The organism is Enterobacter cloacae complex sp. SYL003, assembly GCF_049236925.1.
Lineage (GTDB): Bacteria > Pseudomonadota > Gammaproteobacteria > Enterobacterales > Enterobacteriaceae > Enterobacter > Enterobacter intestinihominis.
Genome location: NZ_JBMKJK010000012.1, coordinates 22,969 through 36,779, shown reverse-complemented (window position 1 = coordinate 36,779; position 13,811 = coordinate 22,969). Strand labels below are relative to the sequence as shown.

General features: G+C 52.8%; 22 protein-coding genes and 1 pseudogene. 22 read left to right on the top strand and 1 reads right to left on the bottom strand.

Annotation, left to right across the window (positions count from 1 at the left end; translation table 11 throughout):
* The first annotated feature begins 187 nt into the window (after positions 1 to 187).
* From ACOT1A_RS15880 to ACOT1A_RS15850, 7 genes are all read left to right on the top strand, one after another.
* A complete protein-coding gene (locus ACOT1A_RS15880; protein WP_023306759.1) occupies positions 188 to 577 on the top strand; it encodes a phage holin family protein in 390 nt (129 codons plus the stop codon).
* Positions 567 to 845: a phage holin family protein gene (locus tag ACOT1A_RS15875; protein ID WP_023306758.1), complete on the top strand. Its 279-nt coding sequence runs from the start codon at positions 567 to 569 to the stop codon at positions 843 to 845. Before ACOT1A_RS15880 ends, ACOT1A_RS15875 begins: the two co-directional genes overlap by 11 nt.
* On the top strand, positions 845 to 1,474 hold the full coding sequence (locus tag ACOT1A_RS15870) for a glycoside hydrolase family 19 protein (protein WP_417635035.1): 630 nt from the start codon (positions 845 to 847) through the stop codon (positions 1,472 to 1,474). Before ACOT1A_RS15875 ends, ACOT1A_RS15870 begins: the two co-directional genes overlap by 1 nt.
* A 7-nt stretch (positions 1,475 to 1,481) precedes the next feature.
* Positions 1,482 to 1,757 (top strand): hypothetical protein, encoded by a 276-nt coding sequence (locus tag ACOT1A_RS15865; protein ID WP_048206693.1) that lies wholly within the window; start codon positions 1,482 to 1,484, stop codon positions 1,755 to 1,757.
* On the top strand, positions 1,708 to 1,899 hold the full coding sequence (locus ACOT1A_RS15860) for a hypothetical protein (protein WP_192479838.1): 192 nt from the start codon (positions 1,708 to 1,710) through the stop codon (positions 1,897 to 1,899). The genes ACOT1A_RS15865 and ACOT1A_RS15860 overlap by 50 nt, the downstream gene beginning before the upstream one ends.
* 224 nt (positions 1,900 to 2,123) lie before the next feature.
* The gene (locus ACOT1A_RS15855; protein ID WP_190322269.1) at positions 2,124 to 2,600 is read left to right on the top strand and encodes an HNH endonuclease signature motif containing protein; all 477 of its coding nucleotides are present in this window, start codon (positions 2,124 to 2,126) and stop codon (positions 2,598 to 2,600) included.
* Positions 2,600 to 4,060: a glycosyltransferase family 2 protein gene (locus tag ACOT1A_RS15850; RefSeq protein WP_213790639.1), complete on the top strand. Its 1,461-nt coding sequence runs from the start codon at positions 2,600 to 2,602 to the stop codon at positions 4,058 to 4,060. The genes ACOT1A_RS15855 and ACOT1A_RS15850 overlap by 1 nt, the downstream gene beginning before the upstream one ends.
* A gap of 128 nt (positions 4,061 to 4,188) precedes the next feature.
* Here ACOT1A_RS15850 and ACOT1A_RS15845 read toward each other — a convergent pair whose 3' ends face one another.
* Positions 4,189 to 4,509, bottom strand: a complete 321-nt coding sequence (locus ACOT1A_RS15845; RefSeq protein ID WP_180239557.1) for a hypothetical protein — start codon at positions 4,507 to 4,509, stop codon at positions 4,189 to 4,191.
* A gap of 87 nt (positions 4,510 to 4,596) precedes the next feature.
* On the opposite strand from ACOT1A_RS15845, the gene ACOT1A_RS15840 reads away from it, so the two are divergent.
* The 15 genes and pseudogenes from ACOT1A_RS15840 to ACOT1A_RS15770 all read left to right on the top strand — a co-directional run bounded on the left by ACOT1A_RS15840 (position 4,597) and on the right by ACOT1A_RS15770 (position 13,773).
* Positions 4,597 to 5,184 carry a hypothetical protein gene (locus ACOT1A_RS15840; RefSeq protein ID WP_419879691.1) on the top strand — a complete coding sequence of 196 codons (588 nt, stop codon included), beginning with the start codon at positions 4,597 to 4,599 and terminating at the stop codon, positions 5,182 to 5,184.
* A gap of 56 nt (positions 5,185 to 5,240) precedes the next feature.
* Positions 5,241 to 5,582 carry an HNH endonuclease signature motif containing protein gene (locus ACOT1A_RS15835; RefSeq protein WP_213790641.1) on the top strand — a complete coding sequence of 114 codons (342 nt, stop codon included), beginning with the start codon at positions 5,241 to 5,243 and terminating at the stop codon, positions 5,580 to 5,582.
* Positions 5,582 to 5,818 carry a hypothetical protein gene (locus ACOT1A_RS15830; RefSeq protein WP_213790643.1) on the top strand — a complete coding sequence of 79 codons (237 nt, stop codon included), beginning with the start codon at positions 5,582 to 5,584 and terminating at the stop codon, positions 5,816 to 5,818. The genes ACOT1A_RS15835 and ACOT1A_RS15830 overlap by 1 nt, the downstream gene beginning before the upstream one ends.
* 149 nt (positions 5,819 to 5,967) lie before the next feature.
* Positions 5,968 to 6,453, top strand: a complete 486-nt coding sequence (locus ACOT1A_RS15825; protein ID WP_058663679.1) for a hypothetical protein — start codon at positions 5,968 to 5,970, stop codon at positions 6,451 to 6,453.
* A gap of 6 nt (positions 6,454 to 6,459) precedes the next feature.
* Positions 6,460 to 7,974 carry a terminase large subunit gene (locus ACOT1A_RS15820; RefSeq protein WP_421625525.1) on the top strand — a complete coding sequence of 505 codons (1,515 nt, stop codon included), beginning with the start codon at positions 6,460 to 6,462 and terminating at the stop codon, positions 7,972 to 7,974.
* On the top strand, positions 7,974 to 9,248 hold the full coding sequence (locus ACOT1A_RS15815) for a phage portal protein (protein WP_421625524.1): 1,275 nt from the start codon (positions 7,974 to 7,976) through the stop codon (positions 9,246 to 9,248). Before ACOT1A_RS15820 ends, ACOT1A_RS15815 begins: the two co-directional genes overlap by 1 nt.
* A 17-nt stretch (positions 9,249 to 9,265) precedes the next feature.
* Positions 9,266 to 9,943: an HK97 family phage prohead protease gene (locus ACOT1A_RS15810; RefSeq protein ID WP_048206707.1), complete on the top strand. Its 678-nt coding sequence runs from the start codon at positions 9,266 to 9,268 to the stop codon at positions 9,941 to 9,943.
* Between the two features lie 2 nt (positions 9,944 to 9,945).
* Positions 9,946 to 11,103, top strand: coding sequence for a phage major capsid protein (locus ACOT1A_RS15805; protein ID WP_128111312.1), 1,158 nt, complete (start codon positions 9,946 to 9,948; stop codon positions 11,101 to 11,103).
* 33 nt (positions 11,104 to 11,136) lie between these two features.
* Positions 11,137 to 11,463, top strand: a complete 327-nt coding sequence (locus ACOT1A_RS15800; RefSeq protein WP_016063563.1) for a head-tail connector protein — start codon at positions 11,137 to 11,139, stop codon at positions 11,461 to 11,463.
* Positions 11,463 to 11,801 carry a phage head closure protein gene (locus ACOT1A_RS15795; RefSeq protein WP_022648751.1) on the top strand — a complete coding sequence of 113 codons (339 nt, stop codon included), beginning with the start codon at positions 11,463 to 11,465 and terminating at the stop codon, positions 11,799 to 11,801. Before ACOT1A_RS15800 ends, ACOT1A_RS15795 begins: the two co-directional genes overlap by 1 nt.
* Positions 11,798 to 12,247, top strand: coding sequence for an HK97-gp10 family putative phage morphogenesis protein (locus tag ACOT1A_RS15790; protein WP_006809157.1), 450 nt, complete (start codon positions 11,798 to 11,800; stop codon positions 12,245 to 12,247). Before ACOT1A_RS15795 ends, ACOT1A_RS15790 begins: the two co-directional genes overlap by 4 nt.
* Complete coding sequence (gp17, locus tag ACOT1A_RS15785) at positions 12,244 to 12,591, top strand: tail completion protein gp17 (protein ID WP_063922089.1); 348 nt, start codon at positions 12,244 to 12,246, stop codon at positions 12,589 to 12,591. The genes ACOT1A_RS15790 and gp17 overlap by 4 nt, the downstream gene beginning before the upstream one ends.
* A gap of 59 nt (positions 12,592 to 12,650) precedes the next feature.
* A pseudogene (locus tag ACOT1A_RS15780) lies at positions 12,651 to 13,070 on the top strand (phage tail tube protein); the annotation flags it as partial.
* A gap of 32 nt (positions 13,071 to 13,102) precedes the next feature.
* Entirely contained in the window at positions 13,103 to 13,486 is a 384-nt protein-coding gene (locus tag ACOT1A_RS15775) for a phage tail assembly chaperone (RefSeq protein ID WP_001549114.1), read from the top strand.
* Between the two features lie 8 nt (positions 13,487 to 13,494).
* Positions 13,495 to 13,773 (top strand): phage tail assembly protein T, encoded by a 279-nt coding sequence (locus ACOT1A_RS15770; protein ID WP_006809154.1) that lies wholly within the window; start codon positions 13,495 to 13,497, stop codon positions 13,771 to 13,773.
* Positions 13,774 to 13,811: the final 38 nt, after the last annotated feature.

Genomic DNA, 13,811 nt, shown 5'->3' with positions numbered 1-13,811 from the left:
ACAAATGCTAACGCGGTCCGCAATATGTTTGTTATTGTGTTAAGAGTGGTGTCTTTGCCACGGACTTAAAACGATTCATAAACCTCGCCACGGCGGGGTTTTGTCAATTTTAGAGGCTACCTTCGGGTGGCCTTTTTTGTTTCCCCTCAACCTTCTGAGAGGATCAACAGCAATAAGAGGGGGCTTAATGTCCGATCCATTAACCGGCACCGGCGCAGTTCTCGGCGGCGGCCTGCTGGGTTCAGTCCTGTACGGCGTCTTTACTCATACAGATTTCGGTGTGGTGTTTGGGGCGTTTGGTGGTGCGGTGTTCTACGTCGCAACAGCAACGAACCTGTCTCGTGCACGACTGGCTGGGTATTTTCTGACGTCGTTTATCGTTGGGGTGCTTGGGGCTGGATTTGTTGGCTCACTGCTAAATGCCGCATCGCGATATGAAAAACCGTTGGATGCACTAGGAGCAGTGATTCTGTCTGCCCTGTGTATCAAAATCCTAACTTATCTTAATAACCAGGATCTGAACAGCCTGTTCAGCTTTTTCTCGCGTTTACGCGGAGGAGGGGGAAATGGCAGGTGAGCTGACTGCATTCTTTAATGCATTTATCTGCGCGGTAATTGTTATCGTTCTGATGTTCTACCAGCGACATGGCGCCCGGCATCGTCCTTTCATCTCTATCATGGCGTATGTAACCGTACTGGTTTATGCCGTTATCCCGTTGCAGTTTATCTTCGGTCTCTATCGTGACTCCAGCTGGCTGGTGGTGGTGGCAAACCTCCTTATCTGCGCCGCCGTTATGAGGGCCCGGGGAAATCTGGCACGTCTGGTAGATCATCTGAGGCACTAATGAACCAAACACAATTTGAAAAGGCGGCAGGTATAAGCGCCGGTCTAGCCGTGCGCTGGTTTCACTATATCGATGCTGCAATGAAGGAATTCGGCATAACCGCGCCGCTCGATCAGGCCATGTTTATCGCGCAGATGGGCCATGAGTCCGGCGGTTTCACCCGGCTGGTGGAAAACCTGAACTATGCGGCAGAAAACCTGGTACCTACGTTCGGCAAGCATCGCATTACTGCACAGCAGGCCGCCGCACTTGGCAGAACGGCAACGCAACCGGCAAATCAGAAAGCGATAGCCAATCTGGTTTATGGCGGTGAGTGGGGCAAAAAGAACCTGGGCAACCAGGTTGCTGGTGATGGCTGGAAATATCGCGGTCGCGGCCTGAAGCAAATCACCGGCCTGAGCAACTACCGCAGTTGTGGCCAGGCGTTGAAACTGGACCTTGTTACCCACCCGGACCTGCTTGAACAGGATGAATACGCCGCGCGCTCAGCTGCATGGTTCTATTCGTCTCGCGGTTGCCTGCTCCATTCAGGCGATGTGGAGCGCGTCACGCTGCTTATCAATGGCGGCAGAAACGGACTGGATAAACGCCGCGCGCTGTTTAACCTGGCGAAATCTGTGCTGGTGTGAGGTCACTATGGGATTTGAAACGGTAATTGGGATTGTTGCAGCAGTCATTGCTGCGATCGCCGGCGCTTTCGGCCTGGGCCATATTCGCGGCACCAGCAAGGCGGAAGCCAAAGCTGATAAGCAGCGCACCGAGGAGAACGCAGCGGCGAGCGTTGCGGTAGCAGAACGTAAAGCTGAAGTCACTAAAGAGGCCAGCAATGTCCAGCAGACTGTTAATCACATGCCTGATGACGATGTTGATCGCGAGTTGCGCGAAAACTTCACCCGCCCCGGTGGTGATTGATACGGGCTGCCTGTGGACCCGGATTATCTACGTGACAAACCACGATATTGACGTCCTGGATAAGCAAACCAAGCGCGACATCCTGGCGCATAACAAAGCGTGGCAGGCTAACTGCCAGAAACAAACCAGAGCCTCGCAATAGCGGGGCTTTTTTATGCGCATCGCACGCGCACATTCTACTCAGAACCTTTCAGGATGACCCTTGAGGAACCGGCTGGCGTCGGAGCCTTCTGAGGGCCGGATCTCCTGTGCGACAAGGTTCATCACTAAAAGGTAATTCCGATGAGCGGACATGTTAGAAATGCAGGGAAAACCTGTTCCGTTAATTCATGTAAGCGGCTAGCGCATTGCAAAGGCATGTGCCAGATGCATTATCTGCGACTCTACAAAACCGGCTCCCTTAAAGCAAAATCACCACTCGATAGATTGAGAAGCAAGTATATGGTCGATGAGTCAACCGGATGCTGGAACTGGCTTGCATACATAAATTCAGATGGATATGGAATGTTCAAACACAAAGGGATGATGGCCCTGGCCCACAAAGCCAGTTATGAGCTGCTGGTCAAGAATGTTCCTGATGGTTTTGAACTTGATCACGCCTGTCATAACCGAAAGTGTGTCAACCCAAAACACCTAAGTGTGGTAACGCACAGAGTAAACGTCTGGAACAGAATAAAGCCAGTTAGCTCCACTGGAGTGATGGGTGTATCTCTCAGGGAAAGCGGAAAGTACAGGGCAAGACTGACGAGAAATGGCGATATCATTCTCCAAAAGGAATTTGAGACATTATCCGAAGCAATGGCTGCGGTTGAAAAAGCACGTTGCGAATTTGAGGGCAAATAATGGACGTCATTGTTGATGGGGTTCCTTATATCCGCGCCGATAGCGTTTCTCACAATAAAATCGGGATCGCGATAACTACGCATAACAGGCCGCAGGTACTCGCAAATTCACTTGAGCAACATCGTAAACATTTACCTACCGGCGCTGTGGTATTCGTCATCGATGACGGGTCCAACCCTCCAGCAAAAGTGCCGGATTGGTGCAAGTTAATCCGGCACGATAAGTCACTTGGGATTGTCGCATCGAAAAATGCCAGCCTTGAATGCCTTATGGACTCAGGATGCGAACATTTATTTTTGTGGGATGACGATGCGTATGCCATCGCTGATAACTGGCACCAGCCTTACATCGATTCACCAGAGCCGCACCTGGCTTACCAGTTCCTCGATCTGGCTGGGCCGCGAAAGATTAACGATATGACCGTTCTGTACCGGGATGATAAGCACATCGCTTACACCGGGCAGCGTGGCGTGATGCTCTACTTCCACCGCAGCGCGATAGAGAAGGTAGGCGGTTTTGATACGGTGTACGGCCGCGGCATGTACGAACACAGTGACCTCGCGCTACGTATCCATAACGCTGGCCTGACGACGTGGGCTTACGGTGATGTGGTCGGTTCAGAAAAGCTAATCCATTCTCTCGATGAGCATGAAGCCGTAGAGCGTTCGGTACCGCGCCCCGACCGACAGGCGCTGGTGGAACGTAACGTGAAGATCCACAACGAACGGCGTGATTCCGGGTTTACTGGTTACGTTGAATACCGTCAGCAGCGCGATGTAGTTATCACAACGCTGCTTACCAGTCAGCCTGACCCGCAGCGCGGCACAAAAATGGCGGCCTCGCCTGACATGCTGGCTAACTGGGCCTCATCACTTCGGAATTGTGGCCGCATAGCGCTGGTAGATGAATTACTGACGGCCCCGGCAGGTGTTGAGCTTTATCGCGTTCCTGACGTGAAGATGAATGTCTACTTTCGTCGCTGGTTGCACATCTGGCAGCACTTGCGAGATCACCCTGAATACCGGTTCGTCTGGTGTACCGATGGTACCGATGTCGAAATGCTTCGCGCGCCGTGGGAAGAAATGGAGGCAGGGAAGGTGTACGTCGGTTCTGAACCAAAGACCTACGTCGATTCCTGGGCAAAGCAGAATCATCCGGAGCGCGTCTATCATGAGTTCATTGAAGAGCACCGCAACGATGTGATGCTTAACGCTGGGCTGCTGGGTGGTACCCGCGCCGATGTAATGGCGTTTGCTCACGGCATCATCCGTCTTTACTACCGGATCGAGAGCTATCGTTTCTGGAAGAAAGAACAGGCTGGCGCCGCGGTGGGTGACATGCTGGCGTTCGGTATCGTCGCGCAGTCATTTGCTGACAGGCTGGTCACCGGTCCTCTGGTTCACACGGTATTCAAAACCAACGGTATCGGTAAAGAATTAGCATGGTTCAAACATAAGTAAGAGAGGAAGTTATGGTAAGCAAAACACTAGCTAAGGGTAAAAGCGGCAACAAATCTAGTTGCCGCAACCATGAATTTTTCAGCCTGCCTACCGGTAAGATATTTATATCTTCTGCAAGGATTGAAAAATTAATTTGTTTTTACGGAGTCAAGAATCTTCAGTAAAGCTTCCTTTGCATGAGTGTGAGCCTCAACCATCGATGGATCACTAACAGAAGTTGATTTAATAAAGTTTGCAATAACTTCTTTGTTGTTTGAGCCAACAACAAATGCGCTGAATGTCTGAGCAAGAAGTTCTGTCAGCGCGTAATTTTTGCGTAAAACGTCATCAATCCGTTCAAACTGTTCTGAAACGCTATATCCACTCATTTCCTTTCCTTCTTCAGAGGTAATCAGCCATCCCTCTGCGCATGTGTGCGCCAGTGTCCCACCACTGACGGGCTGAACCACACACTTTACCCAGGGTTAAAGCGAAGCAACACCCTGATATTCAGACAGTAGCCGCCATCGTGCGGCTTTTTTATTGGAGATTCGCTGGTGGCTGAAGAGATTAAGTTTGTGGTGGTCGGCCATCATACCCGCTTAGGGCCTGCACAACGTCTTGCTGCACTGCTGCATGCTCATCTGCTGGTTGATGACGATAACCACGGCGCGAACTGGAATCATCGTCGCGCTATCGAATGGGCTGCTGAGCAACCTTGCCGGGTAGTGGTGTTAGAAGACGACGCGCTGCCGGTTGAGGGATTCACCGAGACGGTAACGGACTGGATAGCGCGCTTTCCTGACGACATGCTGAGCTTTTATCTCGGTACCGGCCGACCGCCGCAGTATCAGAAAGAGATTGCCGGAATGCTGGTGGATGCGGATCGCGTCTGTGGTGACCACATCGTATTAAGCAAGCTGATTCACGGCGTATGTTATAGCCCTCCTCAGGGCAGGTTGGCGCGCATGCTCAGCACATGGAATAAAACGTTGGCAGCTGATTACGCCGTTGGTGAGGCATTCGGTGGCCGAGTAATTTATCCGTGTTACTCGCTGGTGGATCACGCTGACCTCCCGACGGTTGAGCGTCACCCTGACAACGAGCCGAGGACAGAACGCCGCCGCGCATGGAGGCTGGCATAAGCTGTTGTTTATCCCATCCTTCCTCACTTTGAGCACCGTCACGCATGGAGACTGGCATGAACAAAGAGCCTCGCGTATATGGCAGCCGATGGGATAAGGCCCGCCTGCGTTTCCTGCAGCAGCACCCACTATGTGTGATGTGCGAGCAGCAGGGGCGGATTACCCCAGCAACGGTGGTTGACCATATCGAGCCCCACAAACTTAAAGATGCGCTTAAGTCACGTAACCCGCTGGCTATATCGAAAGCACAGCTCCTGTTCTGGAGTAAAGAGAACTGGCAGCCACTGTGCAAAGCTCATCATGACTCAACGAAACAGAGAATGGAGAAGAGCGGCGCGGTAATAGGCTGTGATGCCAACGGCTACCCGCTCGATCCTGCGTCTCACTGGAGCACGTAATGAAAGACCTCATCATTGAATACCGCGACGGTAAGTTTGTTCAGTTGGCAATTGATGGCGTAGCGATGAAGACTGTTACCTCTATCCAGTTCTCTCACATGGTAGGAGAAAACGTGCCGACGCTGACCTTCTCAGGTCATGTGTGGCCCGAGCATGGGAAAGGCGCTCAGAAACTCGAACAAGTTGATAAACAGACCTCCTGGCATGATGAAGTGAAACAGATAATGAAAGAGTGAAATCATTTCAAATGCAATGAAATCAAATGAGAACGAATCGCATCGGGGCAGGGGGGGGATCAAATCTTCAAAACCTTTGCCCCAAATGACCGCCGCCAAAGTTTGAATTTAACGCTAACCCGATTTTTTTAGTTTTAAGGTGTTGACATATGGCAGATAAACGAACCCGTTCCGACAGTTCGGCGGCAGCGGTTCAGGCCATGAAAAATGCAGCTGTGGACACCATCGATCCGCCGTCCCATGCAGGTTTGGAGAAAAAAGCCGAACCATTCTGGCATGACAATATCAGATCGAAAGCTCTGGACAGCTGGACGCCTGCCGACCTGCTGGCCGCCGTAGAACTTGCTAATAATCAGCTCTATATCACCGTTTTACGCAAGGATTTACGCAAAGAAGAGCGTATACGCGGGGAGGAGCGAGACGAAGGCCTTATTAAAGACCTCCGCAAGCAAATTGTTGAGCTACAACGAACTATCCTGGCTCAGCGCCGCGACCTCCAGATCCATTCCCACGCAACCAACGGCGAAAGTCGCGACCAGAAGAAACGTAATCAGAACGATCGTGATGCACGAAATACCAAAAACGAGCATCAGGACCAGGACGACAACCTGATCGCCTTTCCCAAGCACGGATAAAAGACTATGACGCGAGGTGAGCGTGTAATAGCGTTCATTGAGCGCTTCTGCATCGTGCCGGAAGGCAAGCTTATCGGCCAGCCAATGAGGCTGGACACCTTTCAGAAAGAATTCATCCTGGCGGTTTACGACAATCCAGCCGGAACGGATATGGCGATCCTCAGCATCGCCCGAAAAAACGGTAAAACAGGCTTAATCGCTGGAATCCTCCTGGCTCACTTGGTGGGGCCTGAAGCGGTCCAGAACACGCAGATTGTCAGCGGTGCACTTAGCCGGGAACAGGCGGCCATCGTTTTTAACCTCGCGGTGAAGATGGTCAACTTGAACCCTAAGCTGCAGGAGATTGTTCACATTACGCCAAGCGGCAAAAAGCTGATTGGTTTGCCGTGTAACGTCGAATACAAGGCTTTATCAGCAGAAGGTAAGACGACGCACGGCCTTTCCCCCATTCTGGCCATTCTTGATGAAACCGGGCAGGTAAGGGGACCACAGGATGATTTTATCGATGCAATAACTACCGCGCAGGGGGCGCATGAGAACCCGCTGCTGGTTGTTATCAGTACGCAGGCAGCAAATGACGCCGACCTGCTGAGCATCTGGATTGATGATGCAGTCAAATCGAAAGACCCGCACATCGTGTGCCACGTTTATGAAGCGCCAAAAGACGCTGATATCAGTAAACGCGAGTCCTGGCTGGCCGCGAACCCGGCGCTGGGCACATTCAGGTCAGAAAAAGACATGGCGCGCCAGGCTGAGAAAGCTGGCCGAATGCCAAGCTTCGAAAACACCTTCCGAAACCTCAACCTCAATCAGCGCGTTTCTACCGTATCGCCGTTTATTTCCCGCAGCGTGTGGGAGCTTTGCGGAGAGATGCCGATTAACACCCCGAGGAAGTGGTACGCGGGGCTGGATCTGTCAGCCAGGAACGACTTAACGGCGCTGGTTATAGCTGGTGAAGCAGATGATGGTGTCTGGGATGTTTTCCCCTTCTTCTGGACACCGCAAAAGACTCTTGAAGAGCGAACCAAAACGGACCGCGCACCCTATAACGTTTGGGTGAGGGAGGGGCTGCTGCGCACCACGCCAGGCGCTTCGGTGGATTACTCATTCGTCGTTGCGGATATCGCTGAAATTATCGGTGATTTCGACCTTACCTCGATGGCTTTTGACCGTTGGCGCATTGACCAGTTCAGGAAAGATGCCGATGCCATTGGGCTGAACCTCCCGCTGGTCGAGTTCGGACAGGGCTTTAAGGATATGGGGCCAGCTGTAGACACGCTGGAGTCTCTGATGCTTAACGGGCGTGTAAGGCATGGCATGCACCCCGTATTAACGATGTGTGCTGTGAATGCGGTGGTGGTGAAAGATGCTGCTGGTAACCGCAAGCTCGATAAATCCAAAGCAACGGGCCGTATTGATGGCATGGTCGCAATGACAATGTCCGTTGGTGCTGCTAATGGGGAAGTTACCGAACAGGGTGGTGACTTCGACGACTTCATTTTCCGACCGCTGAGCATGTGATGGAAGAACCTAAATACACGATTGACCTGCAAACCAATAACGGCTGGTGGGCAAGGCTGCAGTCCTGGTTTGTCGGCGGGCGTTTAGTCACCCCAAATCAGGGCTCACAAACGGGGCCCGTTTCGGCCCACGGACACCTGGGCGATTCATCCATTAACGATGAACGGATACTGCAAATTTCGACGGTGTGGCGCTGCGTGAGCCTGATTTCAACGCTCACCTCATGCCTCCCGCTTGACGTTTTTGAAACCGACCAGAATGACAACCGTAAAAAAGTGGATTTGAGCAATCCGCTGGCGCGACTGCTGCGCTACTCGCCGAATCAGTACATGACCGCCCAGGAATTCAGGGAGGCCATGACGATGCAGCTCTGTTTCTTCGGTAACGCGTATGCACTGATTGACCGCAACAGCGCGGGTGACGTGATCAGCCTTCTCCCGCTTCAGTCGGCCAGTATGGATGTGAAACTTGTCGGAAAAAAAGTGGTTTATCGCTATCAGCGCGACAGCGAATACGCCGACTTTTCGCAGAAAGAGATTTTTCACCTTAAAGGCTTCGGCTTTACCGGGCTTGTCGGCCTATCACCCATCGCTTTTGCCTGTAAATCGGCAGGGGTGGCGGTGGCGATGGAGGATCAGCAACGAGATTTCTTTGCCAATGGCGCCAAATCGCCTCAACTCCTCATGACCGGTGACAAAGTTCTCACAGAGCCGCAGAGAAACCAGATTGAAGAGAACTTTAAAGAGATCGCTGGCGGCCCGGTAAAAAAACGCCTCTGGATTCTGGAAGCGGGGTTTACAACTTCACCAATTGGCGTAACGCCACAGGATGCCGAAATGATGGCGTCCCGAAAATTTCAGGTAAGTGAACTGGCGCGATTCTTTGGCGTACCGCCTCACCTTGTCGGCGACGTCGAGAAATCAACGAGCTGGGGATCGGGCATCGAGCAGCAGAATCTCGGCTTCCTGCAGTACACACTGCAGCCCTATATCTCCCGGTGGGAAAACAGTATTCAGCGGTGGCTTATTCCTGCTAAGGATGTTGGCCGCATTCATGCTGAGCACAATCTCGACGGCCTGCTGAGGGGCGATTCGGCATCCCGCGCAGCCTTTATGAAGGCAATGGGAGAGGCAGGGCTACGCACCATCAATGAGATGCGCCGAACGGACAACCTCCCGCCATTGCCGGGTGGAGATGTGGCAATGCGCCAGTCGCAGTACGTGCCGATCACCGACTTAGGAACCAACAAAGAGCCCCGTAATAACGGGGCTTAATTTTTATGGGGGCCGTAATGCCTGAAATCGTAAAAACGCTGTCCTTCGACGAGACAGAAATCAAATTCACCGGTGACGGGAAGCAGGGGATTTTTGAAGGCTACGCCTCTGTTTTTAATAACACCGATTCCGATGGCGACATCATTCTGCCCGGGGCATTTAAAAATGCACTGGCTAACCAGACCCGCAAAGTGGCGATGTTTTTCAACCACAAGACGTGGGAGCTGCCGGTTGGTAAATGGGACAGCCTGGCCGAAGACGAAAAAGGTCTGTATGTGCGTGGTCAACTGACGCCAGGGCACAGCGGCGCCACCGACCTGAAAGCGGCAATGCAGCACGGTACCGTTGAGGGGATGTCGGTTGGTTTTTCAGTTGCGAAAGACGATTACAACATCACTACCACCGGCCGCATTTTTAAGAATATTCAGGCCCTGCGTGAAATCAGCGTTTGTACCTTCCCGGCCAACGAACAGGCTGGCATTTCAGCCATGAAAAGTGTCGATGGCATTGAAACGATCCGTGATGTGGAGAACTGGCTGAGGGATTCAGTCGGGCTCACCAAATCACAGGCAGTTGGGCTAATAGCCCGGTTTAAGTCAGCGATTCGGAGCGAGTCCGAGGGCGACGGAAACGAAGCACAAATCAAAGCTCTGCTTCAGAGCATCAAATCTTTCCCTTCTAATTTAGGTAATTAATTATGTCTGAACTCGCTCTCATTCAAAAAGCTATCGAAGAGTCACAGCAGAAAATGTCCCAGCTTTTCGATGCGCAGAAAGCAGAAATCGAAAGCACTGGGCAGGTTTCTAAGCAGTTGCAGTCCGACCTTGCGAAAGTACAGGAAGAACTGACCAAATCCGGCACTCGCCTCTTCGATCTTGAGCAGAAACTGGCCTCCGGTGCCGAAAATCCGGGTGAGAAGAAATCCTTCTCCGAACGGGCTGCTGAAGAGCTGCAGAAGTCCTGGAACGGCAGCAAAGGCAGCTTCGACGCGAAAACCTTTAACAAGTCGCTGGGCAGTGATTCTGATTCTGCAGGCAGCCTGATCCAGCCGATGCAGGTTCCAGGCATCATCATGCCGGGCCTGCGCCGTCTGACCATTCGTGATCTGCTGGCGCAGGGCCGCATTTCCAGTAACTCCCTGGAATACGTCCGTGAAGAGGTGTTTACCAATAACGCCGATGTGGTGGCCGAGAAAGCGCTGAAACCTGAATCGGATATTACCTTCAGCAAGCAGACCGCGAACGTGAAGACTATCGCCCACTGGGTGCAGGCGTCACGTCAGGTTATGGACGATGCGCCAATGCTGCAGTCATACGTCAACAACCGCCTCATGTACGGCCTGGCACTGAAAGAAGAAGGCCAGCTGCTGAACGGCGACGGCACCGGGGATAACCTGGAAGGTTTGAATAAAGTGGCAACAGCCTATGACACCTCGCTGAATGCCACCGGCGACACCCGCGCTGACATTATCGCTCACGCTATTTACCAGGTGACGGAGTCGGAGTTTAGCGCTTCCGGTATCGTCCTTAACCCGCGTGACTGGCACAACATCGCGCTGCTGAAAGACAACGAAGGCCGCTATATCTTCGGTGGTCCTCAGGCGTTTACCAGCAACATCATGTGGGGCCTGCCAGTGGTTCCGACTAAGGCGCAGGCCGCCGGCACCTTTACGGTGGGCGGTTTTGATATGGCCTCACAGGTGTGGGATCGCATGGATGCCACCGTGGAAGTCAGCCGTGAAGACCGCGACAACTTCGTGAAAAACATGCTGACCATCCTGTGCGAAGAACGCCTGGCGCTGGCGCACTATCGCCCGACGGCAATCATCAAGGGCGCTTTCTCTTCTGGCTCATGATGGAGGGGGCGGGGTGACCCGCCCTTTTAACGTATGGCGATAGATGTTCTGGATGTCATAGGCCTCCGCCTGTTTAAGCAGCAGATTGAGTTTGAGGAAGACGACAGGGACGAGCTGATCACCCTGTACGCTCAGGCCGCTTTTGACTACTGCATACGCTGGTGCGATGAACCAGCATGGAAGGTTGCAGCTGATATTCCTGCAGCCGTTAAGGGCGCCGTTCTTCTTGTCTTTGCTGACATGTTTGAACACCGCACCGCGCAAAGCGAAGTACAGCTTTATGAGAACGCTGCAGCAGAACGCATGATGTTCATCCATCGCAACTGGCGCGGTAAATCTGAACCTGAGGAGGGCTCCTGATGGAACCTGGACGATTCAGGCACAGGGTAAAAATTCTCACCTTCACGACTTCGCGCGATCCATCTGGTCAGCCGGTTGAATCGTGGAGTGGTGGCAACCCGGTACCGGCTGAGGTGAAGGGGATCAGCGGCAGAGAGCAGATGTCTGGCGGTGCGGAAACTGCGCAGGCAACCATTCGCGTCTGGATGCGCTTCAGGGCTGAGCTGAATGCATCTTCGCGTCTGGAAGTGCTCAGCGGCCCGTATAAAGGTCAGGTGCTAAATATCATCGGTCCTCCTGTAGCAAATGCGACCGGCACTCGCCTGGAAATTCTTTGCAAAACGGGAGCCGAAAAATGATTGAGACGAGCCTCGATTTTTCCGGGCTGAATGACATCGCAAAGGATCTGGAGGCGCTTAGCCGCGCTGAAAACAACAAGGTTCTGCGTGATGCCACGCGCGCTGGCGCCGAAGTGCTTAAGGAAGAAGTGATCGCCCGCGCGCCGGTGCGCACCGGGAAACTGAAAAAAAACGTGGTGGTGGTGACCCAAAAAAGCCGCCGCCGCGGGGAAATTTCTTCCGGCGTCCATATTCGTGGTGTTAACCCGCGCACCGGAAACAGCGATAACACGATGAAGGCGAATAACCCGAGAAACGCCTTTTACTGGCGATTCGTTGAGCTGGGCACCGCGAACATGCCTGCACATCCGTTTGTGCGACCCGCTTACGATACTCGCGAGGAAGAGGCCGCCAGCGTCGCCATTGCCAGGATGAATCAGGCTATTGATGAGGTATTGAGCAAGTGAATGAAGATAATATCTACGCCTTGCTTTCTTCCCTGGCAGAAGGACGGGTATACCCCTATGTTGCGCCATTAGGTAGTGACGGGAAACCGTCTGTCTCTCCACCCTGGATTATCTTTTCCATCGTCGATGATGTTTCCGCTGACGTACTGTGTGGCCAGGCAGAGAGCAGGGTTTCCGTTCAGGTCGATGTGTATTCCACTTCGATCGCTGAATCACGATCCCTGAGAGATTTGGTGCTCGCTTCGCTTGAGCCGTTAACCCCTACAGAGGTGGTAAAAATCCCCGGGTACGAGCCAGATTATCGGCTCTACCGTGTCACCCTGGATTTTAAAGTTACCCCCTGACAATTAATTCACCCAACGAACCCGCCTGATGGCGGGTTTTCTTTTTCCAGGAGACAGCTATGTCTGCACTTTATGAAAAATCGCAGCTGACGAAGATCCTTATTTCCTCCCTGCCAGCCACCAAAGAAACGATGGATTCCGCAACCTTCCTCGATCTGAGTTGCACCATCAAAGAAATTCAGTTCACCGGTGGTCAGAAGCAGGATATCGACGTAACAACACTTTGCTCTACCGAGCAGGAGAACATCAACGGCCTGCCTTCTCCGTCAGAAATCTCTCTGTCCGGCAACTTCTACAAGAATCCGGCGCAGGACGCCTTGCGTGAGGCCTATGACAACGATACGACCTACGCTTTCCAGGTTATCTTCCCGTCCGGCAAGGGCTTTAAGTTCCTGGCTGAAATCCGCCAGCACACCTGGTCTTCAGGTACCAACGGCGTAGTGGCGGCAACGTTCTCCCTGCGCCTGAAAGGTAAGCCTGAAAACATCGAGTCTGGCTCCTGAGAGGTCGCATGAAGAATATTAAAAATCTCGCCCTGGCTAAGATGTCGGGATTTCGTCATAAGACGGTCGCCGTTCCTGAGTGGGAAGGCGTCAAAGTGGTTCTCCGTGAGCCGTCAGGTGAAGCCTGGCTGCGCTGGCAGGAAGTGGTGAAAGCGGGTGCTGATGATGAAAATGTGTCAGTATCGGAAAAGGCACACCGTAATCTTTGCGCTGACGTTGTGCTCTTCATTGACGTTCTGTGTGACACCGATAAGCAACCGGTATTCAGCGTAGATGAAGAAGAGCAGGTGCGTGAAATCTACGGCCCCGTCCATTCACGCCTGCTAAAACAGGCGCTTGACCTGATCAACAACGCGGACGAAGCGCGGGAAAAGTCTCAACCCCCGGCGTAAAGTTTCTGATGTCGCTTGCGCTCCGGATGGGGCGCACGCTCTCAGAGCTTCGGCAGAATATGACGGCAAGCGAGCTTCTGATGTGGATTGAGTACGACAGGCAAAGTCCGGTTGGCGATATTCGTGGTGACATTCAGGCCGCCCAGCTCGTCTCTGCCATCTACGGCTCGCAGGGGGCAAAAGTACCGCTGGACGATGCGATCCTGCGCTGGGGTGGTGATGAGCAATCAGAACCGAAGGACCCGTTTGCTGGGCTTGAGGCTGCACTTACTGCCGCGACGCAGTGACTTTTGACCCAGATAATATTAGGATTCTTAGACTGATA

What these genes read in the sequence shown, in the direction of transcription:
- ACOT1A_RS15880 (WP_023306759.1), top strand. Translation starts at nt 188, where the DNA reads ATGTCCGATCCATTAACCGGCACCGGCGCAGTTCTCGGCGGCGGCCTG.
- ACOT1A_RS15875 (WP_023306758.1), top strand. Translation starts at nt 567, where the DNA reads ATGGCAGGTGAGCTGACTGCATTCTTTAATGCATTTATCTGCGCGGTA.
- ACOT1A_RS15870 (WP_417635035.1), top strand. Translation starts at nt 845, where the DNA reads ATGAACCAAACACAATTTGAAAAGGCGGCAGGTATAAGCGCCGGTCTA.
- ACOT1A_RS15865 (WP_048206693.1), top strand. Translation starts at nt 1,482, where the DNA reads ATGGGATTTGAAACGGTAATTGGGATTGTTGCAGCAGTCATTGCTGCG.
- ACOT1A_RS15860 (WP_192479838.1), top strand. Translation starts at nt 1,708, where the DNA reads ATGTTGATCGCGAGTTGCGCGAAAACTTCACCCGCCCCGGTGGTGATT.
- ACOT1A_RS15855 (WP_190322269.1), top strand. Translation starts at nt 2,124, where the DNA reads ATGCATTATCTGCGACTCTACAAAACCGGCTCCCTTAAAGCAAAATCA.
- ACOT1A_RS15850 (WP_213790639.1), top strand. Translation starts at nt 2,600, where the DNA reads ATGGACGTCATTGTTGATGGGGTTCCTTATATCCGCGCCGATAGCGTT.
- ACOT1A_RS15835 (WP_213790641.1), top strand. Translation starts at nt 5,241, where the DNA reads ATGAACAAAGAGCCTCGCGTATATGGCAGCCGATGGGATAAGGCCCGC.
- ACOT1A_RS15830 (WP_213790643.1), top strand. Translation starts at nt 5,582, where the DNA reads ATGAAAGACCTCATCATTGAATACCGCGACGGTAAGTTTGTTCAGTTG.
- ACOT1A_RS15825 (WP_058663679.1), top strand. Translation starts at nt 5,968, where the DNA reads ATGGCAGATAAACGAACCCGTTCCGACAGTTCGGCGGCAGCGGTTCAG.
- ACOT1A_RS15820 (WP_421625525.1), top strand. Translation starts at nt 6,460, where the DNA reads ATGACGCGAGGTGAGCGTGTAATAGCGTTCATTGAGCGCTTCTGCATC.
- ACOT1A_RS15815 (WP_421625524.1), top strand. Translation starts at nt 7,974, where the DNA reads ATGGAAGAACCTAAATACACGATTGACCTGCAAACCAATAACGGCTGG.
- ACOT1A_RS15810 (WP_048206707.1), top strand. Translation starts at nt 9,266, where the DNA reads ATGCCTGAAATCGTAAAAACGCTGTCCTTCGACGAGACAGAAATCAAA.
- ACOT1A_RS15805 (WP_128111312.1), top strand. Translation starts at nt 9,946, where the DNA reads ATGTCTGAACTCGCTCTCATTCAAAAAGCTATCGAAGAGTCACAGCAG.
- ACOT1A_RS15800 (WP_016063563.1), top strand. Translation starts at nt 11,137, where the DNA reads ATGGCGATAGATGTTCTGGATGTCATAGGCCTCCGCCTGTTTAAGCAG.
- ACOT1A_RS15795 (WP_022648751.1), top strand. Translation starts at nt 11,463, where the DNA reads ATGGAACCTGGACGATTCAGGCACAGGGTAAAAATTCTCACCTTCACG.
- ACOT1A_RS15790 (WP_006809157.1), top strand. Translation starts at nt 11,798, where the DNA reads ATGATTGAGACGAGCCTCGATTTTTCCGGGCTGAATGACATCGCAAAG.
- ACOT1A_RS15775 (WP_001549114.1), top strand. Translation starts at nt 13,103, where the DNA reads ATGAAGAATATTAAAAATCTCGCCCTGGCTAAGATGTCGGGATTTCGT.
- ACOT1A_RS15770 (WP_006809154.1), top strand. Translation starts at nt 13,495, where the DNA reads ATGTCGCTTGCGCTCCGGATGGGGCGCACGCTCTCAGAGCTTCGGCAG.